Raw genomic sequence first — 23,860 nt, 5'->3', positions numbered from 1 at the left:
TCTCAATACACAAACTAACTATAGCGTTCTATGGCGCGCCAACCAATGTCCCGGCGCAGGGTGACCCCCTCCCATGAGATGCGGTCGACCGCGAGGTAGCAGCTTTGCTGGGCTGCGGCGATATTTTCACCCAGTGCGGTAACGCACAGAACCCTGCCTCCGTTGGTGACAGCGTGTCCATTCACGCTTCGAGTGCCCGCATGGAATACCTTGACGGTCTCGCTGTCCACGTTATCCAGTCCACTAATGACGGCTCCCCGGTCATAGTCGCCCGGATAGCCGCCAGCCGCCAGAACCACCCCGATGGCGCAGCGATCGTCCCATCGGGCCTGAACCTGGTCGAGTCGACCCTCAAGGGCAGCCTCGCAGAGAGCGACCAGGTCGGATTGCAGGCGCATCATGATGGGCTGGGTCTCGGGGTCGCCAAAGCGGCAATTGTATTCAATGACTTTGGGTTGGCCCTCTCCGTCAATCATCAGGCCCGCGTAAAGGAAACCGGTGTAGTCGTTACCCTCAGCGGCCATGCCCCTGACGGTTGGCATGATGACCTGGTCCATGACACGCTGGTGCACGGTCTTGTCGATGACCGGGGCAGGGGAGTAGGCGCCCATGCCGCCGGTGTTTGGCCCGGTATCACCTTCGCCAATGCGCTTGTGATCCTGGCTGCTCGCCATCGCAAGAACGTTTTTTCCATCTGCCAGAACGATGAAGCTGGCCTCCTCTCCCGCCAGGAATTCCTCGATCACGACGCGACAACCCGCGTCGCCGAACGCGTTGCCGGACAGCATATCGGTCACTGCGGCCTCGGCCTGCTCGAGCGTTTCTGCGACGATCACGCCTTTGCCCGCTGCAAGGCCATCTGCCTTGACGACGATAGGAGCCCCTTGCTCGCGCAGGTAGGTCAGCGCTGGCTCCAATTCTGTAAAATTGGCATAGGCCGCGGTGGGAATGTTGTGCCTGGCCAGAAAATCCTTGGTAAACGCCTTGGAGCCCTCCAGTTGAGCCGCGCCTTTCCCTGGGCCGAAGCAGCGCAATTTTCGCGACTGGAAATAGTCCACAATGCCGTCCACCAGCGGTGCCTCCGGTCCGACAATCGTGAGCCCAACCTCATGCTGCTCGGCAAAGTCGGCAAGCCCTGCAAAATCCATCGTATCGATCGCTACGTTTTCGAGCCCCGCCTCTCGCTTTGTGCCGGCGTTACCCGGTGCCACATAGACGGTGTTTACGTTGCTGGCCTGCGAGGCCTTCCAGGCCAGCGCGTGTTCGCGACCGCCATTACCAATAACCAAAATATTCATCAGCGTTTACTCGTCGTCCGCGGTGGAAGTGGAAGATATCCCGTCGCAACCTGACCTGACCTGACTGGCAGGAGCGTTAATGCGGGGCTGGCGTGTCGCGGTGGTGGCGGTCAGCCCCTTGTTATCGGATGCCGTGATGGGCCGATTACCGCGCCCTAGTGGCGGAAGTGTCGCATGCCCGTGAATACCATGGCCATGCCGTGCTCATCTGCTGCTGCGATGACTTCCTCATCCCTGATCGAGCCTCCGGGTTGAATAACTGCGGCGATGCCTCGCTCGCCGGCACTGTCAATGCCGTCGCGGAACGGGAAAAATGCATCAGAGGCCATTACGGAGCCCGCGACTGCCAATCCGGCGTGCTCGGCCTTGATTGCTGCGATCCGGGCGGAGTTGATGCGGCTCATCTGACCGGCGCCCACGCCTACGGTCTGGCCCTCCCGGGCGTAAACAATAGCATTGGACTTTACGAACTTGGCCACCTTCCAGGCAAACAGGAGGTCCTGCAGTTGCTGGTCTGTGGGTGCGACCTTGCTGACGACTTTTAGATCGGCGGCGGAAATCATTCCGAGGTCCCGATCCTGTACCAGGAGTCCGCCGTTGACGCGTTTGTAATCCAGCGCAGCTCCTGGCTGTGACCACTCGCCGCAGGCCAGCAGTCGCACGTTCTTTTTCTCTGCGACCAGCGCCGCTGCCTCATCACTGACGGTGGGGGCAATAATGACTTCCACGAACTGCCGTTCCACGATGCATGCTGCGGTCACCGCATCCAGCTCCCTGTTGAAGGCGATAATGCCGCCGAAGGCGGATTCGCTGTCGGTAGCGAAAGCCAGCTCATAGGCCTGGTCGATAGTGGAGGCGACTGCCACACCGCAGGGGTTGGCATGTTTGACAATGACGCAAGCGGGATGGTCGAAATTTTTGACACATTCAAGTGCCGCGTCTGTGTCTGCCACGTTGTTATACGACAGCGCTTTGCCCTGTATCTGGGTTGCCGTTGAAATGCCGGTCTCGCGAGGCGAGGACTCGACGTAAAACGCGGCTTGCTGATGGGGGTTTTCGCCGTAGCGCATCTCCTGCACCCGGTGGAACTGGGCGTTGAAGGTGCGCGGAAATTGCGCTGAGCCCCCGGAGACTTTGCCGCCAAAGTAATTGGCAATGGCACCGTCGTAAGACGCGGTGTGCTCATAGGCTTTAATGGCGAGATCGAAGCGCGTGGCCAATGAAGTGCACCCATCGTTATTTTTCATTTCAGCGATGATGTCGGCATAATCGACGCTGTTTACGACAATGTTAACAAAAGCATGATTTTTTGCGGCTGCGCGCACCATGGTCGGACCGCCGATATCGATGTTTTCAACGGCGTCCTCCAGCGTGCATTCAGGGTTGGCTACGGTGGCTGCAAACGGATAGAGATTGACGATTACCATGTCGATCGCGTCAATACCGTGTTCGGCCATCACGGCGTCGTCTTTGCCCCTGCGACCGAGGATGCCCCCATGAATCTTCGGGTGCAGGGTCTTGACTCGACCATCCATCATTTCCGGGAATCCGGTGTGGTCGGCTACTTCGGTAACGTGCAGGCCAGCATCCTGCAGCAGCCTGTAAGTGCCCCCGGTGGACAGGATTTCCACGCCCATGTCCTGCAGGGACCGGGCGAAATCGGCGATGCCTGATTTATCGGAGACGCTGATCAGGGCGCGCCTGACCTTGACGAGATTCTGTTCGCTCATGAGGGTACCGGCTATTAATCGCGGGAGGAAATGAGGTGGTATTGCTTGAGCTTCTTACGCAGCGTGCCACGGTTCAGGCCTAGCATCAGAGAGGCTTTGGTCTGGTTGTTGCGTGTGTAGCTCATAATTTCTTCCAGCAGCGGTGCCTCGACCTCTGCCAGCACCATCTGATAGACGTCGGTAGACAGTTGTCCGTCGAGCTCGTCCAGGTACGAAGCGACCGCGGTTCTAACAGCGTCCTTGAGATTATTGGTTTGCATGGCGGCCTGTGTGTCGTCAGCGGCGGCTGCAAGCGTGTCTTCCTTGGGGGGGTGGAGGGGTTCTACCCGTGTCATGCTGCAAGTTCCTTTTTGTGTTGAAATCCGATGTGCCGGTCTATGTAGTGTAGCTGTTCTTTGGGATGTGCAAGTTGATTGAATAGTCTGCGTTGTGTTTTCGGGTAGCCGTGCGCGTCCAGAAACCACCCAACGTGTTTTCGCGCGGTGCGCACGCCCAGATACTCGCCATAAAAAAGATGTAACTCGGAAACATGCCGGCGAATGATTGCCAGCTTGCTCTCAGGCGAGAGGTCTGCCGGGGTGACGCCGGTTTCGAGATAGGTGGCGATTTGTCCGCATAGCCAGGGCCTGCCCTGAGCGGCTCTGCCAATCATTACGCCTGCGGCGCCGGTATAGTCCAGAACGGCGGCTGCCTGTTGTGCGCTATCGATATTGCCATTGGCGTAAACAGGGATGTCCACCGCCTCTACCATGCTCGCCAGGGTGTCGTATTCCACAGGGCCGGTGAAGGCGCAGGCCCGGGTCCGGCCATGCACTGCAAGTGCCGCCACGCCCGCGTCCTCCGCCATGCGGGCGATACTGACCCCGTTGCGCCGCTGCGGTGAAACACCGGTGCGCAACTTCAGCGTCACGGGAACCGTGACGGCACCGACAACCGTGCGCAAAATGGACTGGACCAGCGATTCGTCGGCCAACAGGGCGGACCCTGCGGCCTTGCGGCAGACTTTTTTAGCCGGACAGCCCATGTTCAGATCGATGATTTGTGCGCCGCAGGCAACGTTGTAGCGCGCAGCTTCTGCCAGCAACTGTGGATCACTGCCCGCAATTTGCACGGAGCGCGGCTCAATTTCCGGATCGTGCCGACTGCGCCACCGAGTTTTTCTCGAATCCCTCAAGCGCGGGTTAGCGCTGATCATTTCCGAGACCACAAGGCCCGCGCCGAATTCGGAACACAGACGACGAAACGGCAAATCAGTCACACCCGCCATGGGAGCGAGGGCGACTCGGTTGGGCAATGTGTAAGGGCCGATTTGCAACATGAGTGGCGTTTAAAAATCGTATCGAAAAACAGCCGGCTATAATACTCGCTCACTGTCGCGCGTGGAAGAAATTCAGCTCAAAAAAACAGCACTATTTTTTGTCTGGCTCAGTCGGCGGACGGGCGTTTTCCGCGCAGGCATACCCAGTCGTCCTGCTGGTCAACCACCGAGAGCTGAACGACGGGTGTGTAATGTGCGCGAAGAGTTTCAGACTGGCTGCTAAGCAGGCCGGCTATGAGAAGGTCTCCACCGGGTTTCAGGAATGAAATCAGGGTATCGGAGAGGTCGACCAGCGGACCGGACAGAATATTGGCGACGACCAGGTCAGCTTGCTGGCCCCAGTCCGCCATTGCGACCCGTTGCGGCAGTGCGACCTTGAATTGTGCCTGCTGCACCCCATTGCGCCGGCTGTTCTCCGCACTGGCGGTGAGTGCTTGGGGGTCGTTGTCCACGCCCAGTGCGCGGGCGGCGCCCAGTTTAAGGGCGGCAACCGCGAGGATGCCGGAGCCGCAGCCATAGTCGACTACTGTCTGGCCTCGCAGGGGCATGCCATCCAGTTGGCGCAGACACATGGCGGTGGTTGGATGGGTGCCCGTGCCAAAGGCAAGGCCAGGATCCAGCAGCAGGTTGACCGCTCCGGCGTGCGGGGGCTCCAGCCAGCTGGGGCAGACCCAGAGCTGCTCTCCGAAACGCATGGGTTGGAAATGTTGCATCCATTCCCGCGCCCAGTCTTTGTCTTCAAGAATCTCGACGCGATGATTTTCGAGCACTTGGGCAGGCAATTGCGCGAGGACCGCATGCATGTCGGAGTCAGCGGGGTACAGACCCGTCAGGCGCGTCTGGTTCCACAGGGGCGTTTCACCTACGCCCGGTTCCAGCAGGGGCTGGTCTGCATTGTCTTCCAGTGTGACAGCGACGGCACCGCAAGCCAGCAGCTGATCCTCCAGAGTGGCAACCGAATCGCGCTGTGTATACAGGCGCAGTTGTAGCCAGGTCATGGGTGGCTCAGTGTCAGCAGACGTAGTGGGCGCCTTGCGCTAAGTGGGCTCAACGGCGAAACACGCCTAGCCTTCCAGAAGTTTTTCGAGATAGTGAATGCTAACGCCACCCGCTTTGAACGCGTCGTCTCGCACCAGGTCCCGGTGCAGGGCGGTATTGGTGCGGATACCCTCAACTACTAACTCGTCGAGGGCCTGCCGCATCCGGGCAAGGGCGGTCTCGCGGTCGTCTCCGTAGCTGATCACCTTGGCGATCAGTGAATCGTAATAGGGGGGTACGGTATAGCCATCGTACAGGTGCGAGTCTACCCTTACGCCGAGCCCGCCGGGTGCGTGGAACGTGGTGACCGTGCCGGGACTGGGCATGAACGTGGTCGGATCTTCGGCGTTGATGCGGCACTCGAAGGCGTGCCCGCTAAACTTGATATCCTGCTGTGTCACGGACAGGGCGCGGCCACTGGCGATGCGCAGTTGCTCGCGCACAATGTCGAAATTGGTGACCATCTCCGTGACCGGGTGCTCTACCTGCACCCGCGTGTTCATTTCAATAAAGTAAAAACCACCATCCTCGTAAAGGAACTCGAAAGTGCCTGCGCCCCGGTAACCAATTTCCAGGCAGGCATTGATGCAGGATTCAGCAACTTGCTGCCTCAGGTCCGACGGAATATCGGGTGCTGGCGCTTCCTCCAGTACCTTTTGGTGGCGGCGCTGCAGTGAGCAGTCCCGGTCACCCAGGTGAATTGCATTACCCTGGCCGTCTGCCAGAACTTGTACTTCGACATGTCGGGGGTGTTGCAGGAATTTTTCCAGGTAGACCACACTCGAGCCAAATGCCGCTGCAGCCTCTGACTGGGTGACCTGCACGGCGCCCGGCAGTGATTCTTCGTCGTGCACGACGCGCATGCCGCGACCGCCGCCACCGGCGGCGGCTTTGATAATCACGGGAAACCCGATTCGACGCGCGATCTCCAGCGTTCTGCCGTCATCTTCCGTCAGCGGGCCATCGGAACCCGGCACTGTCGGCACGCCTGCTTTCTTCATCGATTGAATCGCTGAGACCTTGTCGCCCATGAGGCGGATCGTATCGGCTTTGGGGCCAATAAAAATAAAACCACTTTTCTCAACCTGGTCAGCGAAATCAGCATTTTCTGCCAGGAAGCCGTAGCCCGGGTGAATGGCGGTGGCGCGAGTGACTTCCGCCGCACTGATGATGGCCGGTACATTGAGATAGCTCTCTGTTGATGGCGCAGGCCCTATGCATACGGCCTCGTCAGCAAGGAGTACATGCTTCAATTCGCGGTCTGCCTTCGAGTGCACCGCCACTGTAGCGATATCGAGCTCTTTGCAGGCTCTCAGCACACGCAGCGCGATTTCACCTCGGTTGGCGATGAGTACTTTTTCCAGTGTGGGCATGCTTGCGTCCTCTGCTGGGCTGTACTTGCGACTAGGCGATGGTGAACAGGGGTTGGTCGAACTCAACCGGTTCGCCGTTTTCAACCAGGATCGCGGTAATCTTGCCCGACTTGTCGGCCTCGATCTGGTTCATCATCTTCATCGCCTCGACGATGCAAACAACATCTCCCGCTTTTACGGACTGGCCTACCTCGACAAAGGAGGGTGACGTGGGGGACGGTGAGCGGTAGAAAGTGCCGACCATAGGTGATCGCAGATGATGTCCGTCGCTGGCCGCTGCAGGCTCAGCGGATGGCGGCGGGGCAACGGGCGCGGCGACGGGTGCCTGTGGCATTACCGGTGGTGCCTGTAACACCTGCGCCGGCGCGGCGGCCATAGTCAGGGCTTTAGCGCCGTTGCGACTGATGCGCACCGACTCCTCGCCCTCTTTGATCTCGATTTCGTCGATATTGGACTCTTCCAGTAATTCGATCAGTTTTTTTACCTTGCGAATGTCCATAGCTCAGTCTCTTTGGTAGCTGTTAGTGTGAATCCAGTGTGTCGAGTGCGGCCTGCAGTCCAAGGCGATACCCGGCAGCGCCCAATCCGCAGATAACGCCGCTCGCGATGGCAGAAAAATAGGAGTGATGCCGAAACTCCTCTCGCGCATGGGTGTTTGACAGGTGTATCTCGATGAAAGGAATGTCGACGGCGGCCAGCGCATCGCGCAGGGCAACACTGGTATGGGTAAACGCGGCGGGGTTTATCAGGATGAATTTCACTCCTTCTTGTCGGGCTGCCTGCACCCGGTCAACCAGTTCGGCCTCGGCATTACTCTGGAAGTGGAGCAACTGGTGATGGCGCTCGGCGGCTAGCTGCTCCAGCGTGCGGTTGATGTCATCCAGGGTGGTGCTGCCATAGACATCGGGCTCACGCTCGCCGAGGAGATTGAGGTTGGGGCCATGCAGTACAAGAATTGCGGCCATTGTCTGGCTCTCCCGGGGGGCGCGATCTGTGGAGAGTCTGGCGCAAATCGCAGGGGCTGTCTATATTTTTTGGTGTTTTGTGACATTTGGCAGACTATAGCGTCTTTTTTTCAGAAGTTAGCTAGTTTTAGCGTTCGCCAGGTGCGGCGCCTGCGGTGCAAGCGTAAGAGCGACTGAAAATACCGAATTGCAGGGAAAAGCGCGAAAATCAGTCGTAAATTGCGACAATAGGGGAGCTTTTCACCGAAACCTCTTCCAGCGCATCAATTACCATCCGTTTGGTGAGCAGTTGTGGCAGGATCAGGGGCGCGGCAGTAGGGTCTGCAGGGTACATTAGGTACAATGGAATGCCATTTCGCTGATGTTTTTTCAGAAGTTCGGCGATTTTAGGGTCTTCATTCGTCCAATCGGCAATCATGTAGACGACACCGTGCTCGGCAAAGGCCGTCGTTATATCATCGGTGAACAAGACAGTCGTCTCGTTCGCCTTGCAGGTAATGCACCAGTCCGCCGTAACATCGACAAACACCGGTCTGCCAGACTGCCGCAGGGCGGCCACTTCGCTCCCGGACCAGGGCAGGTAGTCGGCGGACAGCGCGGTCGAGCCCGTGTCCGCTCCATCCAGCCCGCGCATCGAAGCCAGCGCAATCGCCCCCGCTAGGCAAGCCAAGGCCAGGCTGCGCCGCCACCAGTTTACGCGCCAGAGCCACAGTCCGAGTGCCAGCAGCAGCGCACCGAGGAGAGCCGCAGCCATGGTGTTGACGCCGGTTTGCCGTCCGGCGACCCACAGAAGCCAAATAGCGGTGGCATACAGGGGGAAAGATAGAAACTGCTTAAGCGTTTCCATCCAGGGGCCGGGCTTGGGCATGATGGCGCGTGCCGCGCCGCTGTAGCTGAATACAAGCAGGGGCGCGGCCATGCCGGCGCCCAGTGCGGCAAAAACGGTTAGTCCGATGAGGGGAGGCTGGCTTACGGCGAAGCCGAGTGCCGTGCCCATGAAGGGCGCGGTGCAAGGGCTTGCGACCACAACGGCCAGCACACCGGTAAAAAAACTACCGCCAAGGCCGCTTTGATCCGCAAGGCCGCTGCCCGTGTTCATAAGGTTGCTGCCCAGTTCAACCATACCGGTTAGCGAGAGGCCCATAGCGATGAACAGGTAGGCCAGGGCGATGACGAATCCAGGGGATTGCAGTTGAAAGCCCCAGCCGATGGCTTGTCCGGCCTGCTGCAGAACGATAAGCAGCGCTGCGACCGCGACAAAACTGCTGATAACGCCCGCGGTGTAGACCCAGCTGTGCAGGTGACGGTCGTGGTCAGTGTTGCGGGCGAAGCTCAGTACCTTGAGCGACAGCACGGGGAAAACGCAGGGCATCAAATTGAGAATAGAGCCGCCCACGAATGCCAGTATCAGCATGTAGGCCAGTGTAGCGCCGGTGCTGGCGGGTGATGTATTGGGTGTGTCACGCGGCTGTGGGGCGTCAGGTCTCGGCGCAGGGATTACCGGCGTTACTGCGCCGGTCTCAAAATTCAGGTCGAAATGGAGCGTGTAGGGCGGATAGCACAGCCCTGCATCCGCGCAGCCCTGGGAAGTCGCGGTCAGAGTAGCGCGCCCGGCATCTCGCGACAGATCCAGTGTCATGTCTACGCCGTGATAATAAATCTGCACTTCACCGAAGAAGTCGTCGGTGTGGGTAATGGCAGCGGGTAGTTGAGCCTCGACACCAATGTCGCCTTGTTCATCCTGCAGTGTGAAGTCGAATCGATGCTGGTACAGGTAATAGTCGGGTGCGATACGCCAGAACAGACGCAATTGGCGCTCGCTGATGACCTCCACCTCAAGTCCATAGGCCTCTGCAACCGGAAGAAACTCGGACGTCGCCGGCCCCTTGAACGGATCCTGGCTGCTGCTGTCGACGGCCTGGGCGAAGCAAACTGTGCTGGCTAGCAGCAAGCCCGCGAGAATCAAACGCATGGTGGCTCCTGTGGGAAAAGGGCACCGCGCGCGGCGCTCAATGGGTATTGTATCAATAGTTGCGATAGTTTCGATAGTTGGCGCAGACCGGTGTCAAATCGTTCATGAGTGGTACAATACGCCGAGATGGTGGGTCGGTCGAAGTGTCCTTGTTGGAGTCGCAAATTGAAACGGATATGGTTAACGGTTCTGGTCGCTGGCCTGTGTATGCCCGCCCTGGGGGCTGAGCCTGCAGCGGGCGTTGTCTTTGAGGATGTATGGATCAGAGCCATGCCGCCTTTCCAGCCTAACTCTGCGGGTTACATGACGATCAGCAATAGCAGGGAGACTGCCATCGGTATAGTCGGCGCCAGCTCCAATGTGTCGAAGAAGACCGAGATACACACGACGCGGCAGGTCGATGGTTTGATGCGTATGGAGCAACTTGACGGTGTGGCTCTGGCGCCGGGCGAGCGGCTCGAACTTGCCCCCGGGGGCACGCACCTGATGCTGCTGGGCCTTGAGTACAGGCCTGTGGCGGGTGATGACATCGAGCTGTGCCTGCACCTCGTGACCGAGGAAACCCTCTGCACCTCCGCGGAGGTGCGCAAGAGCGCAGGCTCATCCGCGGGCGGGCACGAACATCACTGACAGGAACGTTCTATGAATTCAGCTAAAGAGGCCAGCGTTGGCTGGCGAGATACGCTTTCGGGCCTTATGCCGGTTGGCGGCAAAAGTAAATTAGTGGCGCTCGCTCTGGTTCTGTACCTGCTTATCGCCATCATATTGGGTATGTACTGGAGCATCATGCCAGGCCCCGGCGATGTTAGGGCGGAGGCACAGGCTTTGGCTGCCGAGGGTGGTGGCACGGTGGTGACGGGTTCGGTTACCACAGCAGCCCTGATTTCGGTGGTAGAAAAGATGCTGCATAAACCCGGAGGATACATTCGTAACGACCGCTTCCCCCCTGGAGTATGGTTGGACAATATTTCCAATTGGGAGTTCGGCGCCCTGATTCAGGTGCGTGATCTGTCGCGGGCCATGCGTGAGGCGTTCAGCCGCTCCCAGTCACAGTCGAAAGAGGATGTGGATTTGGCCGAGATGGAACCCAAGTTCAACTTCGATTCCACCAGCTGGATACTGCCCTCGTCCGAGTCGGTGTATGAAGACGGGCTGACCTATGCGTATCGTTATTTTGAGCGACTGTCCGATGACAAAGCGCCCGAAGCGCAGTTTTATGCCCGCGCAGATAATCTACGTTATTGGTTGGCCACCGTGGAAACTCGTCTGGGTAGTTTGTCGCAACGTTTGAGCGCCAGTGTCGGAGAGAGACGTATCAACACAGACCTGGCCGGGGATGCGGAGGCCAGCCAGTCGACCCGGACCGCTGCGGAGCAGTATATCCAAACGCCCTGGACCGAGATCGACAATGTGTACTTTGAAGCACGGGGAACCGCCTGGGCACTCATTTATTTTCTCAAGGCAGTGGAAGTGGACTTTGAGGACGTCCTGCGCAAGAAAAATGCACAGGTGAGTTTGCAGCAGATTATTCGTGAACTGGAGGCAACTCAGGAAATGCTGTGGAGTCCCATGGTGCTTAACGGCAGTGGCTTCGGTCCCCTTGCCAACCATTCCCTGGTCATGGCGTCCTATATCAGCCGGGCCAATGCCGCGATCATCGATTTGCGCGATCTGTTGTCTCAGGGCTAGGCGTCTTCAGCGACGATGGTAGCGCAGCCGGGTGCCTGTCTCGAGGGACAGGCGCAATTCTTGCGGGTCGATTTCTTCCGGGAAGTAAGTGCCTGACAGCTTTGCATCCAGCAGGCTGGCACCTTCCAGATCTGTGTCGCGGAAGTCGATACCGCTGAGGTCGGCGTTGCGAAAATAGGAATTGCTGAAATCCAGGCCTGCGGCGTTCATGTTGCGCAGATCGCGTCCGCGATAATCGCCACTTTTCAGTTCGCTGGTATCCAGTTGATCGCGCTGCTCGTTGAAGCTCTTGATGTCCTCATTACGCAGCAACTGGTACAACGGGTCCTGCTTGATGACGGGCTTGTCCATGGGATTACCTGTTTCGTTGCTGTGGGGAGCGACTGCCTGGCATGCTGATGTCACAATGACCTGGCAGCTAAAGGATACAGCTTAAGCTACCGGGAGGGGCAATCCCAGCCCCCGTCATGAAACTAAAGGTGCAGTTTGACTGAGCGGACTTTTGAGGGCTTTCTACTGACGCGCAATTGGCGGGACACCTCGGACGGTGTCGAGCTGGAATTCTGGTTCAGCAGCCCTGACGGCCCTCTGTGCATTATGGTCTCTGGAGAAAACAGTGTCTTTTTCCTCGCCGCGTGTGACTTGCCCCGCGCTCGGGAGGTGCTGGCACGCACGCCGTATGTGGATTTTCGCGCACTCTCTCTCAGAACGTTCGGTATGCAGGCGGTGACAGGTGTGTATTTCCGCCAACATCGCGCTGCGCGGCGCGCTGCTGATGCATTGCGCGAGGCGGGTTTGGAGCCGCTGGAGGCGGATATCAACCCCGCCGAGCGCTACCTGATGGAGCGTTTCGTCGCGGGCTCAGCGTTGATCCGTGGCCGTCCAAGGCGCCGGGGCAGGCACTGGTTACTGCAAGACCCAGCGGTGAAAACGGGCGATTACAGGCCGACACTGCGGGTAGTGTCTTTTGATATTGAAACCGCGATGAAGGGGCATGAGCTCTACTCGATCGCGGTGCATGGCAAAGAAGAGGGCGGAGAGGCTCGCAAAGTATTTATGGTGGGCAAGGGCGCCCGGCAGGACTTTGTCGAGGCATGCGCCACCGCCGATGACGCGCTTCAGTGTTTCCTTGACTGGATAGACGAATTCGATCCCGATGTGCTGATCGGGTGGAATGTGGTGAATTTCGATACCCGCTTCCTGCAGCGTCAGGCGGACCGGTCCGGTCGTCGGTTGCTGTTGGGTCGCGTGCGGCGCGGAGGCTACTGGCGAGAGCTCGATGAAGAGGGTGAGCGCTTTACCGTGAACTTTCCGGGGCGCGTCGTACTCGACGGCATTGAGTTGCTGCGCGCGGCGTTTTATCGCTTCGAGAGCTTCTCCCTCGAAAACGTTGCCCGCGAACTGTTGGGCGAGGGTAAGCTTTTGCAGGGTGGTGGGCGCGGGGAACAGATTGGCCACCTCTTTAGTGAGGACAAGAGTCGACTTGCGGCCTATAACCTCAAGGATTGTGAGTTGGTGTCTGCTATTTTTGAGACTACTGCCCTGATGGATTTCGCGGTAGCACGCAGTGCCATGACTGGCCTCAATCTGGATCGTATGGGCGGCTCGGTGGCGTCGTTTGATAACCTGTATTTAGCTCGCCTGCACAGGGCGGGTTACGTCGCGCCAAACGCAAGCCGCGAGCAGACTGCCAGCCCCGGTGGTTTTGTGCTCGACTCACGGCCGGGCATTTACGACCACGTGCTCGTACTGGATTTCAAGAGTTTGTACCCCAGCATTATCCGTACCTTTTGTATCGACCCCCTCGGTCTGGCGCTTGGACTCTCGGATGAATGTCCTGAAGGGGAGACTGTAGAGGGTTATGTCGGCGGACGATTTGCCCGCCGCGGACACATCCTGCCTGCGGTGATCAAGGCGCTATGGCAGCAGCGTGATCAGGCGAAGTCAGTCGGGGATGAGCCGCTATCTCAGGCGATCAAGATTATTATGAACAGTTTCTATGGCGTGCTGGGCACCCCCGGCTGTCGCTTCTTTGATTCGCGGCTCTCCAGTTCGATCACTCTGCGGGGACATCAGATACTGGGTCGTACCCGGGATTATATTGAATCGCGGGGGCATCGGGTCATATATGGCGATACGGATTCTGTTTTTGTCTGGATTCAGGACGCGACGTCGGACGCCGCTGCTGTCAGCGCTGGTCAATGCCTCGAATCCGACTTGAATGCTTGGTGGCAGGCTCAAGTTCGCGAGGAATTTCAACTCGAAAGTGCGCTGGAAGTACAGTTCGAAACCCACTACAAACGATTCCTGATGCCCACCGTGCGCGGGTCCGACAAGGGCAGCAAAAAACGCTACGCGGGTGTAGTTGAGACCCGAGGGGGTGACCGGCTGATATTCAAGGGACTGGAGACTGTGCGTACAGACTGGACGAGGCTGGCACGGGAGTTTCAGGAAGAGTTATACCGCCGTATTTTTATGCAGCAGGATTACGCTGACTATGTCAAAGCTCTCACGGCCCGGGTGTTGGCGGGTGAGCTTGATGACCAGCTTGTCTACCGCAAACGCCTGCGCCGAAAACTGGCGGACTACGAGCGCAATATTCCTCCTCACGTGCAAGCCGCGCGCCTCTGCGAGGTGCGTGGCATAGCCGTGCCTCAACGTGGTGACTGGGTGGAGTACGTCATGACCACCAGCGGTGCAGAGCCGGCGACGGCACCACTAGCGCCCATCGACTATCAGTACTATGTCGATCGTCAGTTGGCGCCGGTGGCCGATGGTATTCTGGGTTTCGTAGATGCATCGTTTGCCGACCTGACGGACAAGCAATTCGGATTGTTCGGACAACCCGAATGAGACGCTGCGGACATTCTTGTTCACCAATTACTTGACAAAGAATTCCTCTCGCAGGGCCTTGTAATCTCCGGCGGGCAGGCGTGGACCGAAGTTAGCCACAATTTTACCGGCCGCGAGGCTGGCGAAGCGCCCCGCGGTAGGAAAATCTTCGCCGTTGGTGATGGCATAGAGAAAGGCGCCCGCAAACATGTCGCCCGCACCATTGGTGTCCACTGCGTCTACCTTGTTCGACGGTATTTCGGCGAGCTCTTTGCCGTCAAAGGTCAGTGCGCCCTCGGCGCCCCGCGTGATTACGAATGTCTCGGCAACTTCCTTGATTTTCTCTACCGCGACATCGATGTCATCGCTTTGCGCCCAGCCCAGCGCTTCGTCCTCATTACAGAACACAAGGTCCAGTCGACTGCCAATGATCTCCGCAATACCCTCCCGGAAAAATTCCACCATACCCGGATCTGAAAAACTCAGGGCTGTTTTAACACCGGCAGCCTCGGCGATTTCGCGAGCCTTGACGGCGGCTGCCAGGCCGGTCGGAGAGGTTACCAGGTAGCCTTCGATGTAGAGGTATTCGGAATCGGCTATGGCGTCGGAGTCCAGTTGCTCGGTGGACAGTGTTTCACTGATTCCGAGATAGGTATTCATGCTCCGCTCCGCATCCGGTGTAATCAGTACGAGGCATTTACCGGTTACGCCATCGCTGCGCTCACCACTGAAACAGTGGTCGACGCCCGCTGCTTCAAGGTCTGCGATATAAATATCGCCGTCGCTATCATTCGCCACCTTGCAGGACATGAACGTCGGGCCGCCAAATTGTGCTGTCGCAATCATGGAGTTGCCGGCACTGCCGCCACTGGCGTGGCTTGCCTTGACCAGATGCCCTTTCAGATGCCCCAGCAATTCCTGCTGCCGTGCCTGATCAACGAGGGTCATCAAGCCCTTTTCAACACGCATCGTGTTGAGTTCGCCATCGTCTACCTTTATTTCTGTATCTACGAGCGCCGCGCCGATGCCATAGGCTTTATATTTTTTCATTGTTTGGATTTTCCGCTAAAATAAAGTCAACGCCCATTATCCTGATTCGACGCTGTATTAAAAGCATCGAGTGTTCATTCGTACGATTCGATCTCCGCCGGGTTTCTGTTCTATCTGCTAATCAGATGCCAACGTTTCGCGGCAGCTGGTGTACACTCGAGTCCCATGTTTCGTACCAGCCACCTGTTCCTCAAACTCAGCCTGTTCTTCGCGGTAATCGGTGGATTGTTTGTTATTTACCTCGACGCGCGGATCACGGCAACATTCAGCGATAAAATGTGGGATTTGCCCGCCAGGGTCTATGCCAGGCCGCTTGAGCTTTTTGAGGGTGCGCCTGTAAAGGCGGATGATTTTGCCTATGAGTTGCGCGTACTGGGCTATCGTGCCGTCAATTCACCCCGTAATCCCGGCGAGTTTTCCCGTTACCGCGACCGATTTGACCTGTACACACGTGGTTTTGACTTTCCAGGTGAGCGAGAGGCGTCGCGTCGCGTTCTGATTGAATTCGCTGATCGAAGAGTCCAGCGTCTCTCGGCGGCAGGCAGTGGAGTGGATCTGATGCGCCTCGACCCGGTGCACATTGGCGGTATTTACCCGCAGCACGGTGAAGACAGGGCGCTGGTCCGGCTGAACGAGGTGCCCGAGACGCTCACGCTCGGTCTGATGGCAGTTGAAGATCGCGACTTCTATCAGCACTGGGGCTTTTCGATCACCGGAATAGCACGAGCGGCCTGGAGTAATCTGCGTTCAGGGCGTGTTGTGGCCGGTGGCAGCACCATCTCTCAGCAACTGGTGAAGAACTACTACCTGACCTCTGAGCGCACCATTGTGCGCAAGCTGGTAGAGGTCGTAATGGCGGTGTTGCTTGAGCTGCACTACGACAAGGATCAGATACTCGAAAGCTACATCAACGAGATTTACCTCGGGCAGGAAGGGCGTCGCTCGGTGCATGGTTTTGAACTCGCGTCGCAACACTACTTCGATGCGCCCCTGGCCACGCTGGGGCTTGCTCAACAAGCGCTTTTGATTGGGATGATCAAAGGTCCTTCCCTGTATAACCCCGAGCGTAATCCCGAGCGTTCGATTGAGCGTCGTAACGTGGTGCTGGGCGTGATGGCAGAGCAGGGTGTTATCTCCGTCGAGCAGGCGGCTGTGGCGAAAGCCATGCCCCTGGGGCTCAACCGGCAGCACAGTATTCGGGGTTCATTTCCCGCATTTCTGGACCTGGTGCGCCGACAACTGCGCCGCGAGTACCGGGATGAAGATCTGGCCACCCGGGGGCTCAGTATCTTTACCAGTTTTGATCCTGTACTGCAGCGGCAACTAGAGCGCAGCACTATCGCGGTGATGGATCAGCTGGACAGCAGCGGCGAATTACAGAGCGCCGCTGTGGTGACCCGTTTTGATACAGGCGAAGTGGCGGCATTGCTTGGCGGGAGGCGGGCAAAGTTTGCGGGCTTTAATCGGGCGCTGGATGCCAGGCGTCCGGCCGGTTCGCTACTTAAACCAGCGGTTTATCTGGCGGCGCTGGAGAAACCTGCTCAATACTCACTGGCCACTGAGTTGTCCGACACGCCCCTGACGGTCAAGACGCCCGGATCGACACCGTGGCAACCACAAAATTTTGACCGTCGATCACACGGGTCGGTGACACTTTACGAGGCGCTGGCCAAGTCCTATAACCTCGCCAGCGCAAGGTTGGGTATGACATTGGGACTGGCAGACGTAACGGACATGTTGGCGCGTTTGGGGGTTGAAAAGGGTGTGCCGGCGGTTCCTGCCCTGCTGCTGGGCGCGGGTGAGTATGCGCCTATCGATATGGCGGTTATGTACCAGTCTATTGCGGCAGGCGGTTTTCGTATGCCCTTGCGCAGCATCCGGGATATCGTTGACGCCAATGGCGAGCCCCTGCGACGCTATCCGCTGGAATATGATCGCACCGCGAGTCTGCAGTCCGTGCACCTGCTGCACTATGCATTGAGGGCCGTTATGCGTGAGGGGACCGGGCAAGGCGCTTATCGCTATCTTGGGGAAGGGTTTGACGTTGCCGGCAAGACGGGCACTACCAACGAGGGTCGGGACTCCTGGTTCGCGGGATTCTCGGGTGATTTACTCGCCGTGATTTGGATCGGTCGTGACGACAACGGGAGTACCCGGCTCACTGGCAGCAGTGGTGCATTAAAAGTCTGGGCGCATTTCATGTCGCGCTCCAGTCGCCAGCCTCTGGCCTATCGCATGCCAGACGGTGTTGAGCCCCATTGGGTTGATGAGCGCAATGGCTTTTTGACCGGCAAGGGTTGCCCCCGTGCCAGACTGCTGCCCTTCATTAAGGGCTCGGAGCCTGACTCGCGCACTGATTGCGCCGGTGCACAAAAGAATAATGGCATTCGAGACTGGTTTGATACCTTGTTTGGGGGAAAAGATTGATGACGTTTATACGTGCGATCACGGGCTCGCTGATCCTCGTTTACGCTGTGGTGTTGGCTGGTTGTTCCAGTCTTACCAAGCCAACTGATTCTGTGCCCGTGAAGACGCCAGCGGGTGAGGGTGTCCCCGCCCCAATGCCGGAGGCGCACAGGTCAGGGTCGCCCTCGGCCAGCGCTGCATGGAAACCCCTGCTGGAGAAGGCGCAGTACGCAACGCGTCGGGGCGACTACGAACAGGCCTTTGCCTACCTGGAGCGCGCGCAGCGCATTGACCCGGACAGCGCGGAGGTCTACCTCGGCATGGCACAAGCGCATCGTGCACGCGGTGACAGTGCGCGAGCAAGCGCGACCGCAGAACGCGGGTTGTTGTATTGCACAAGCAATCGGTTGTGCGACGCACTGCGTGGGTTCGTGCAGTAGCGGGTAGTCAGCTTTCCACTGACCAGCCGCCACCCAGCGCGGCATACAGTCTCACAATCGCGGTGTAATACCGTTGCAGGCTCTGCGATTTATCAAGCTCCGCGTTAAACAGGGTGCGTTCCGTATCCAGAACCTCGAGATAGTCTACAACGCCACCGTTATAGCGTGCCCGGGAGAGTTTGGCCGCCTGGGTCGCAGAATGAGCCCGGCGGGATTGTGCGGCGTGCTCGTCGCGATAGGTGCGCACCGCGACGAGGGAGTCCTCCACCTCGCGGAAAGACTCCTGCAGGGTTGCCTCATAAATCAGTAACGCCTGCTCCGCTCGCTGTCGGGCCGCCTCAGCCTGGGCCTTCAGCAGCCCCGAATTAAAGATCGGCGCGAGGATATTGGCGCCGATATTCCAGGTTTCCGCATCGCCGGAGTTGAGGTCTGAAAGGTCAGTACTCTCTGCGCCAAATCGACCGGTGAGGGAAATGCTGGGGTAGCGCAGCGCTTCTGCCACACCCACCCGGGCTGTCGCGGCTTCCAGTTTTGCTTCTGCGCTCACTACGTCTGGGCGTCTCTGCAGCAGCGCCGAGGGTAGACCCGCGGGGATTACGGGGGGGAAAATCTGGCTATCGAGGGCTGCGCCGCGGGTGACGGCACCCGGATTCCGCCCCAGCAGGATACGCAGCGTGTTTTGTGTCTGTATGACCTGTCTCTCGAATGAGGCGATAGCGGCCTCAGCAACGAAGACCTCAATTTGCGCTTGATGTACATCGAGTTCAGAGACAGTGCCTTGCTCGAAGCGAGCCCGGATGATGCCCAGGCTTTGCAGCCGGGTTTGCATTGTGTTCTCGGATACCGCCAGGCGCGCATCCAGATCGCGCAGCAGCAGGTAATTGCTCGCTACATCGCTCACCAGGGTGATCGTAATATTGCGGTAGGCAGATTCCGTTGCCAGAAGGTCGGCGCGTGATGCCTCGGTCGCCCTTTGAAACTCACCCCACAGGTCGATCTGGTAGCTCAGGTCGCCGGATATCAGAAAGCGGTCGTTGGAGCGCGCGCCGGGCACCAGTTCACGACTGAGTCGATCACGTCCTAGCAGGCCCGACATATTCAAAAAGGGGAACTGATTGGCCCTGACTGCAATAACGTTCAAGCGCGCCTCTTCAATGCGCGACAAAGCTACTCCCAGGTCCTTGTTTTCCTCGAGTGCCGAGCTAATGAGCAGCTGCAACTGTTCGTCCTGAAACAAATTCCACCATTCCATGTTGGCAATAGATTCCCCTGAAGGATCCTCTGGTCCAAAGGTCTCGGGAACGTCGAGTTCGGGTCGCTCGTAATCCGGTGTAAGGGTACACCCACCCGACAGGGTTGCCAGTAGCAGGAATGCAGGGAGCCTCCACATATTAGCCACTCTCCGCTGCGTCGTGCGCAGGTTTAGGTCGCGCAATGTAGCGTTCCACGATGACGTAAAGCGCGGGCACCACTAACACGCCGATCAGTGTGGCGACGAGCATGCCACTGAATACTGTCATGCCCATTACCTTGCGAGCTTCCGCGCCGGCGCCGCTGGCGACCAACAGGGGCAGTACGCCCAGGATAAAAGAGAAAGCCGTCATCAGGATTGGGCGGAAACGCAGTCTGGCGGCTGTCATGGCAGCCTCTACAGGGTCTTTGCCTTTTTCCGTTTCCAGCTTGGCAAATTCGACGATCAGGATCGCATTCTTGGCGGCGAGACCAATTAGCATCACCAGCCCGATTTGCGCAAAGACGTTGTTGACGTAGCTTTCGCTGAACAGTCTGGCAATCCATAGGCCACCGATAGCACCGAATACGGCGATCGGTGTTCCCAGTAGCACAGACAGTGGCAGAGACCAGCTCTCATACTGCGCAGCAAGAATAAGGAATACAAACACCAGTGCCATGATGAAGACGACGGAGCCCGAACCTTCCGCCGCTTTTTCCTGGTAAGACATATCTGACCAGCTGTAACCCATGTCGCCAGGGAGTGTTTCGTTCGCGACCTCTTCGAGCGCGGCCAGTGCCTGGGACGAGCTGTAACCCGGTGCTGGTTGTCCGGTTAACTTGGCGGAACGGAACAGGTTGAAGCGATTGGTGAATTCCGGACCCCAGGAGCGCGAGGTTTCAACGAGAGTAGACAGCGGTACGGAGTCACCCTTGTTGTTGCGCACGTAAAACATATTGATGCCATCAATTGAATTCCGGTACTCGGGCTCTGCCTGCACATACACTTTATACAGTCGGCCAAACCGGTTGAAGTCATTAACATAGGCACCGCCCAGGAAGGCGCCCACCGACGTATTGATGTCGCGCAGGGGAACGCCCAGTTTGAGTGCCTTGCCGTCGTCAATATCGAGAAAGATCTGTGGTGAACTCGGGCGGAACAGCGTCTGGATGCCGCTGATCTCCGGGCGCAGGGCCGCGGCCTCGATAAAGCGCTTGGATTGTTCGAACAGGTATTGCGGTGAATTGCCGCCTCGGTCTTGCAGCATGAGTGTGAAGCCCGAGCCCGTGCCGAGTCCGGGAATCGCCGGTGGCCCGAACGCAAAGGCCGCGCCTTCATTGATGTGCATGGCCAGGTCAACATTCAGTCGTCGCACCAGTTCCGTGGCGTGATCCTCGGCATCGGGGCGCTCATCCCAATCTTTTAGCTGGATAAAAGCCATGCCGGCATTGGGTTGCAAGGTGCCTGACATAATACTGTAGCCCGCGATCACAGTGGAGTTCTGGATGGCATCGTATTGATCAAGGATGTCCTCTACCTGCTTCATGACAACGCTGGTACGCTGCAGTGAGGCGCTGTCGGGCATGATCACGCCGGCCATGATATAGGCCTGGTCTTCCTCGGGTACGAATCCGCTTGGAACAATTTGGAAGAGCAGGATGACACCGCCAACCAGCGCCAGCAGTAAGCCGCCGGCGCGCCCGACTTTATGCGTAAAGTAACCGGTCAACACCATGAACTTTTCGGTAGCAATCTCGAAGTAGTGATTGAACCATCGGAAAAACCGGTCGAAAACGCTCTTCGCCTCACCGGGCGGTTTTAGTAGTGAAGAGGCCAGTGCCGGGCTCAGTGTCAGTGCGTTAATCGAGGAGATCGCCACGGAAATCGCGATGGTGATGGCGAACTGCTGGTACAAGGCGCCGGTAATGCCGCCCATGGCGGCCACTGGCACGAATACCGCAATCAGCGCCAGCGAGGTGGCCACGATCGGTCCAGAGACTTCACGCATCGCCTCGACGGTGGCTTCTCTGGCCTCCATCCCTTTATCCATTTTTGCTGCCACTGCTTCCACCACTACAATCGCATCGTCTACGACGATACCGATCGCCAGCACAAGGCCAAGCAGTGACAGGGTGTTGATGGAAAAACCCAGCAGCGGAAAAACGGCGAAAGCGCCGATCAGTGAAACCGGAACGGTAAGAGTGGGTATGAGCGTGGAGCGCGCGTTCTGCAGGAAAATATAGACTACCAGGATGACCAGGGAGACCGCCTGAAACAAGGTGATGACGATTTCTCGAATGCCAGCGATAATGGGCTTTGTGGTGTCCAGTGAAATAACGTACTGCACATCGTCCGGGAAGCGCTCTGAAATACTATCCATGGTGGCGATGACCTTCTCGGCGACATCGAGGCCATTGGCGTCTGGTAACTGAAAGACCTGCACCAGTGATGAGGCCTGTCCGTCGAGGCGCACGTTGTACAGGTAGTTTTGTGATCCCAGCTCAATTCTCGCAATGTCCCTCAGTAGTACCTGAGAGCCGTCGGGGTTCGCGCGAACCACGACCGCACCAAATTCTTCGGGCGTTTCAAAGCGACCGCCAGTATCTACGGTATAAGTGAATTCGGTGCCCGGCGGTGCGGGTTCGCCACCGATCTGCCCCGCAGGTACCAGTACATTCTGGTTCTGGATAGACTGAGTGATGTCGGAAACGGTCAGACCGAGCTTAGCCAGTTCGTCCGGACGTATCCAGATGCGCATGGCGTATTCCGAGATGCTGCCACCAAGGACTTCGGCCAGCCCAACCCCCCGAATTCTTGCAATTTCATCAACGATGTTAATGGCGGCATAGTTGGAGAGAAAGCTTTCGTCATAGGTTCCATTGGGGGATATGAGAGAAACCAGCAGCAGTGGGAATGACAGCCTCTTCTTCACAGTAACGCCCAGTCGCTTGACCTCCTCAGGCAATGTCGCCTGAGCCTCTGACACGCGATTTTGCGTGAGCACATTGGCCATATCGAGATCTGTTCCTACCTCGAAAGACACGTTCAGACTCATGCGGCCGTCACTGGAGTTAGTGGAGTCCATATAAATCATGTTCTCCACCCCATTAACTTTTTGCTCGATGGGCGTGGCGACTGACTGCTCGACATTGATGGCGTTGGCGCCGGTGTAGGTGGCCGATACATTGACCATCGGGGGTGTGATCTCGGGATACTGTGCAACCGGCAGTCGACCGAGGGCGACAAGGCCAACGATCACTATGATGATGGCAATGACCATGGCCACGATAGGGCGTCGAACGAAGAACTCAGCCACGGGCTATGCTCCCGGCTTATCGATGGCCCCAGGTGTTTCCGGGAATTCCACTACCCTGGGCTTGACCACCAGGCCATCTCCAAGTCTCAACAGGCCCTCGATAGCAACCTCTTCCCCCGCCTGAAGCCCGGAGTTGATGACGGTTAGCTGCCCGACCTGTGGCCCCGGTTCGACCGCACGCAGTGTCACCGTGCCATCGGCGTTTACGACAAACACGCGGAAGTTTCCCTGCAACTCCGACAGTGCCCGCTGCGGTATAAGCAGAGCGTTTTTTCGGTCATCGATAACAATGCGTACACGGGCAAACTGGCCGGCGATGACAATCGAGTCTGGATTGGGAAAATCAGCTTCCAGTTTAAACGTGCCTGTTTGTGGGTTGATAGAGGCATCGGAGGCAATCACCCTTCCGAACTGCTCGTGTACGCTGCCATCGGCGAGGATCATGGTCACGTCGGGGCGTTCGGACTCGTCACGCTGGTCTTTACCCATACGCCGCTCCTTCGCCAGCGAGCGACTGAGTCGCAAGAAATCGCGCTCGTTGATGGAGAAGCGCACACGTATGGGGTCGGTGAGAGAAACGTAATTCAAAATGAAGGTATCGGGGTTGGACCCCACGACTTCACCGACCTCTGCCTCGGATATTCCGATGATGCCGTCTATAGGCGATTGAATGCGGGTATAGCCAAGCTCAATATTGGCCAGGTCCAGCTGCGCCTCTGCCGCTTTGACAGAACCTTCAGCGGCGTCTCGCTGTGCAACGGCACCGTCGAGATCCTGCTGGCTGACGGCATTCATTTTTGCGAGAGGTTCAATGCGGTCGAGGTCTGCCTTGGCCTTGGCTAATTTAGTACGCGCCTCTGCAAGACGCCCCTCCGCCTCAAACACTTTGGCCTTGAACGGAAGAGGGTCGATCGTATAGAGCAGTTGTCCCTGAGTGACTTCACCACCCTCTCTGAAGTTGCGGCTCTCCAGAAAGCCCTCGACGCGCGCGCGAATCGGGATATCGGTAGATCCGCGGGTCTGTCCGACAAAATCCTGTGTGATAGGTGTATCGCGCTCTACAACTTTGACGACCGCGATCTCCGGTACGGGCGCCTTCAGAGTGTCTGAGTCGCCGCAGGCCGTCAGCAAAACCGTCAGGACTGCCAGCCAGTTGCCCGGCTTAGTGTGATGCATCACGGATGGAAATCTCCTAGTCTTAA

At 57.9% G+C, this 23,860-nt stretch carries 19 protein-coding genes; 5 read left to right on the top strand and 14 right to left on the bottom strand.

What is annotated here, in order from left to right:
- Nucleotides 1–14: 14 nt before the first annotated feature.
- The 9 genes from purD to EYC82_RS17735 form a co-directional block, all read right to left on the bottom strand.
- Entirely contained in the window at nt 15–1,298 is a 1,284-nt protein-coding gene (purD, locus tag EYC82_RS17775) for a phosphoribosylamine--glycine ligase (RefSeq protein WP_279250980.1), read from the bottom strand.
- Nucleotides 1,299–1,453: 155 nt separating this feature from the next.
- Nucleotides 1,454–3,028 carry a bifunctional phosphoribosylaminoimidazolecarboxamide formyltransferase/IMP cyclohydrolase gene (gene purH / locus EYC82_RS17770; protein ID WP_279250979.1) on the bottom strand — a complete coding sequence of 525 codons (1,575 nt, stop codon included), beginning with the start codon at nt 3,026–3,028 and terminating at the stop codon, nt 1,454–1,456.
- A gap of 14 nt (nt 3,029–3,042) precedes the next feature.
- Nucleotides 3,043–3,363: a DNA-binding transcriptional regulator Fis gene (gene fis / locus EYC82_RS17765; protein ID WP_279250978.1), complete on the bottom strand. Its 321-nt coding sequence runs from the start codon at nt 3,361–3,363 to the stop codon at nt 3,043–3,045.
- Nucleotides 3,360–4,346 (bottom strand): tRNA dihydrouridine synthase DusB, encoded by a 987-nt coding sequence (gene dusB / locus EYC82_RS17760; RefSeq protein ID WP_279250977.1) that lies wholly within the window; start codon nt 4,344–4,346, stop codon nt 3,360–3,362. The genes fis and dusB overlap by 4 nt, the downstream gene beginning before the upstream one ends.
- 107 nt (nt 4,347–4,453) lie before the next feature.
- Nucleotides 4,454–5,344, bottom strand: a complete 891-nt coding sequence (gene prmA / locus EYC82_RS17755) for a 50S ribosomal protein L11 methyltransferase (protein WP_279250976.1) — start codon at nt 5,342–5,344, stop codon at nt 4,454–4,456.
- 66 nt (nt 5,345–5,410) lie between these two features.
- Nucleotides 5,411–6,757 carry an acetyl-CoA carboxylase biotin carboxylase subunit gene (accC, locus tag EYC82_RS17750; RefSeq protein WP_279250975.1) on the bottom strand — a complete coding sequence of 449 codons (1,347 nt, stop codon included), beginning with the start codon at nt 6,755–6,757 and terminating at the stop codon, nt 5,411–5,413.
- Nucleotides 6,758–6,788: 31 nt separating this feature from the next.
- Entirely contained in the window at nt 6,789–7,256 is a 468-nt protein-coding gene (accB, locus tag EYC82_RS17745; protein ID WP_279250974.1) for an acetyl-CoA carboxylase biotin carboxyl carrier protein, read from the bottom strand.
- Nucleotides 7,257–7,278: 22 nt separating this feature from the next.
- Entirely contained in the window at nt 7,279–7,722 is a 444-nt protein-coding gene (aroQ, locus tag EYC82_RS17740) for a type II 3-dehydroquinate dehydratase (RefSeq protein WP_279250973.1), read from the bottom strand.
- A gap of 208 nt (nt 7,723–7,930) precedes the next feature.
- On the bottom strand, nt 7,931–9,694 hold the full coding sequence (locus EYC82_RS17735) for a protein-disulfide reductase DsbD family protein (protein WP_279250972.1): 1,764 nt from the start codon (nt 9,692–9,694) through the stop codon (nt 7,931–7,933).
- Between the two features lie 165 nt (nt 9,695–9,859).
- On the opposite strand from EYC82_RS17735, the gene EYC82_RS17730 reads away from it, so the two are divergent.
- The gene (locus EYC82_RS17730) at nt 9,860–10,324 is read left to right on the top strand and encodes a copper chaperone PCu(A)C (RefSeq protein WP_279250971.1); all 465 of its coding nucleotides are present in this window, start codon (nt 9,860–9,862) and stop codon (nt 10,322–10,324) included.
- Nucleotides 10,325–10,336: 12 nt separating this feature from the next.
- Complete coding sequence (locus tag EYC82_RS17725) at nt 10,337–11,383, top strand: DUF2333 family protein (RefSeq protein WP_423243928.1); 1,047 nt, start codon at nt 10,337–10,339, stop codon at nt 11,381–11,383.
- Between the two features lie 6 nt (nt 11,384–11,389).
- On the opposite strand, the gene EYC82_RS17720 is transcribed toward EYC82_RS17725, so the two are convergent.
- Complete coding sequence (locus EYC82_RS17720) at nt 11,390–11,734, bottom strand: pentapeptide repeat-containing protein (protein ID WP_279250970.1); 345 nt, start codon at nt 11,732–11,734, stop codon at nt 11,390–11,392.
- Between the two features lie 135 nt (nt 11,735–11,869).
- Here EYC82_RS17720 and EYC82_RS17715 point away from each other — a divergent pair, with 135 nt between their 5' ends.
- Nucleotides 11,870–14,236: a DNA polymerase II gene (locus EYC82_RS17715; RefSeq protein WP_279250969.1), complete on the top strand. Its 2,367-nt coding sequence runs from the start codon at nt 11,870–11,872 to the stop codon at nt 14,234–14,236.
- A gap of 27 nt (nt 14,237–14,263) precedes the next feature.
- Here the strand turns inward: EYC82_RS17715 and EYC82_RS17710 are convergent, their stop codons facing one another.
- On the bottom strand, nt 14,264–15,265 hold the full coding sequence (locus tag EYC82_RS17710) for an adenosine kinase (protein WP_279250968.1): 1,002 nt from the start codon (nt 15,263–15,265) through the stop codon (nt 14,264–14,266).
- Between the two features lie 165 nt (nt 15,266–15,430).
- Here EYC82_RS17710 and mrcB point away from each other — a divergent pair, with 165 nt between their 5' ends.
- Both mrcB and EYC82_RS17700 read left to right on the top strand, forming a co-directional pair.
- A complete protein-coding gene (gene mrcB, locus EYC82_RS17705; protein ID WP_279250967.1) occupies nt 15,431–17,692 on the top strand; it encodes a penicillin-binding protein 1B in 2,262 nt (753 codons plus the stop codon).
- On the top strand, nt 17,692–18,111 hold the full coding sequence (locus EYC82_RS17700; RefSeq protein ID WP_279250966.1) for a tetratricopeptide repeat protein: 420 nt from the start codon (nt 17,692–17,694) through the stop codon (nt 18,109–18,111). Before mrcB ends, EYC82_RS17700 begins: the two co-directional genes overlap by 1 nt.
- A gap of 7 nt (nt 18,112–18,118) precedes the next feature.
- On the opposite strand, the gene EYC82_RS17695 is transcribed toward EYC82_RS17700, so the two are convergent.
- The 3 genes from EYC82_RS17695 to EYC82_RS17685 are packed head-to-tail and all read right to left on the bottom strand — an operon-like array spanning nt 18,119 to nt 23,834.
- Nucleotides 18,119–19,501, bottom strand: coding sequence for an efflux transporter outer membrane subunit (locus EYC82_RS17695; RefSeq protein WP_279250965.1), 1,383 nt, complete (start codon nt 19,499–19,501; stop codon nt 18,119–18,121).
- 1 nt (nt 19,502) lies between these two features.
- Entirely contained in the window at nt 19,503–22,658 is a 3,156-nt protein-coding gene (locus EYC82_RS17690; protein ID WP_279250964.1) for an efflux RND transporter permease subunit, read from the bottom strand.
- A 3-nt stretch (nt 22,659–22,661) separates the two neighbouring features.
- Complete coding sequence (locus EYC82_RS17685; RefSeq protein ID WP_279251027.1) at nt 22,662–23,834, bottom strand: efflux RND transporter periplasmic adaptor subunit; 1,173 nt, start codon at nt 23,832–23,834, stop codon at nt 22,662–22,664.
- Between the last annotated feature and the right edge of the window lie 26 nt (nt 23,835–23,860).

The sequence above is a fragment of the Candidatus Marimicrobium litorale genome (assembly GCF_026262645.1).
In the GTDB taxonomy this organism is placed as follows: Bacteria; Pseudomonadota; Gammaproteobacteria; order Pseudomonadales; family Halieaceae; genus Marimicrobium; species Marimicrobium litorale.
This window is presented reverse-complemented; position numbering and strand designations above follow the sequence as displayed.

What these genes read in the sequence shown, in the direction of transcription:
- prmA (WP_279250976.1), bottom strand. Translation starts at nt 5,344, where the DNA reads ATGACCTGGCTACAACTGCGCCTGTATACACAGCGCGATTCGGTTGCC.
- purD (WP_279250980.1), bottom strand. Translation starts at nt 1,298, where the DNA reads ATGAATATTTTGGTTATTGGTAATGGCGGTCGCGAACACGCGCTGGCC.
- EYC82_RS17685 (WP_279251027.1), bottom strand. Translation starts at nt 23,834, where the DNA reads ATGCATCACACTAAGCCGGGCAACTGGCTGGCAGTCCTGACGGTTTTG.
- EYC82_RS17700 (WP_279250966.1), top strand. Translation starts at nt 17,692, where the DNA reads ATGACGTTTATACGTGCGATCACGGGCTCGCTGATCCTCGTTTACGCT.
- dusB (WP_279250977.1), bottom strand. Translation starts at nt 4,346, where the DNA reads ATGTTGCAAATCGGCCCTTACACATTGCCCAACCGAGTCGCCCTCGCT.
- EYC82_RS17725 (WP_423243928.1), top strand. Translation starts at nt 10,337, where the DNA reads ATGAATTCAGCTAAAGAGGCCAGCGTTGGCTGGCGAGATACGCTTTCG.
- EYC82_RS17695 (WP_279250965.1), bottom strand. Translation starts at nt 19,501, where the DNA reads ATGTGGAGGCTCCCTGCATTCCTGCTACTGGCAACCCTGTCGGGTGGG.
- EYC82_RS17735 (WP_279250972.1), bottom strand. Translation starts at nt 9,694, where the DNA reads ATGCGTTTGATTCTCGCGGGCTTGCTGCTAGCCAGCACAGTTTGCTTC.
- EYC82_RS17710 (WP_279250968.1), bottom strand. Translation starts at nt 15,265, where the DNA reads ATGAAAAAATATAAAGCCTATGGCATCGGCGCGGCGCTCGTAGATACA.
- fis (WP_279250978.1), bottom strand. Translation starts at nt 3,363, where the DNA reads ATGACACGGGTAGAACCCCTCCACCCCCCCAAGGAAGACACGCTTGCA.
- accB (WP_279250974.1), bottom strand. Translation starts at nt 7,256, where the DNA reads ATGGACATTCGCAAGGTAAAAAAACTGATCGAATTACTGGAAGAGTCC.
- aroQ (WP_279250973.1), bottom strand. Translation starts at nt 7,722, where the DNA reads ATGGCCGCAATTCTTGTACTGCATGGCCCCAACCTCAATCTCCTCGGC.
- mrcB (WP_279250967.1), top strand. Translation starts at nt 15,431, where the DNA reads ATGTTTCGTACCAGCCACCTGTTCCTCAAACTCAGCCTGTTCTTCGCG.
- accC (WP_279250975.1), bottom strand. Translation starts at nt 6,757, where the DNA reads ATGCCCACACTGGAAAAAGTACTCATCGCCAACCGAGGTGAAATCGCG.
- EYC82_RS17720 (WP_279250970.1), bottom strand. Translation starts at nt 11,734, where the DNA reads ATGGACAAGCCCGTCATCAAGCAGGACCCGTTGTACCAGTTGCTGCGT.
- purH (WP_279250979.1), bottom strand. Translation starts at nt 3,028, where the DNA reads ATGAGCGAACAGAATCTCGTCAAGGTCAGGCGCGCCCTGATCAGCGTC.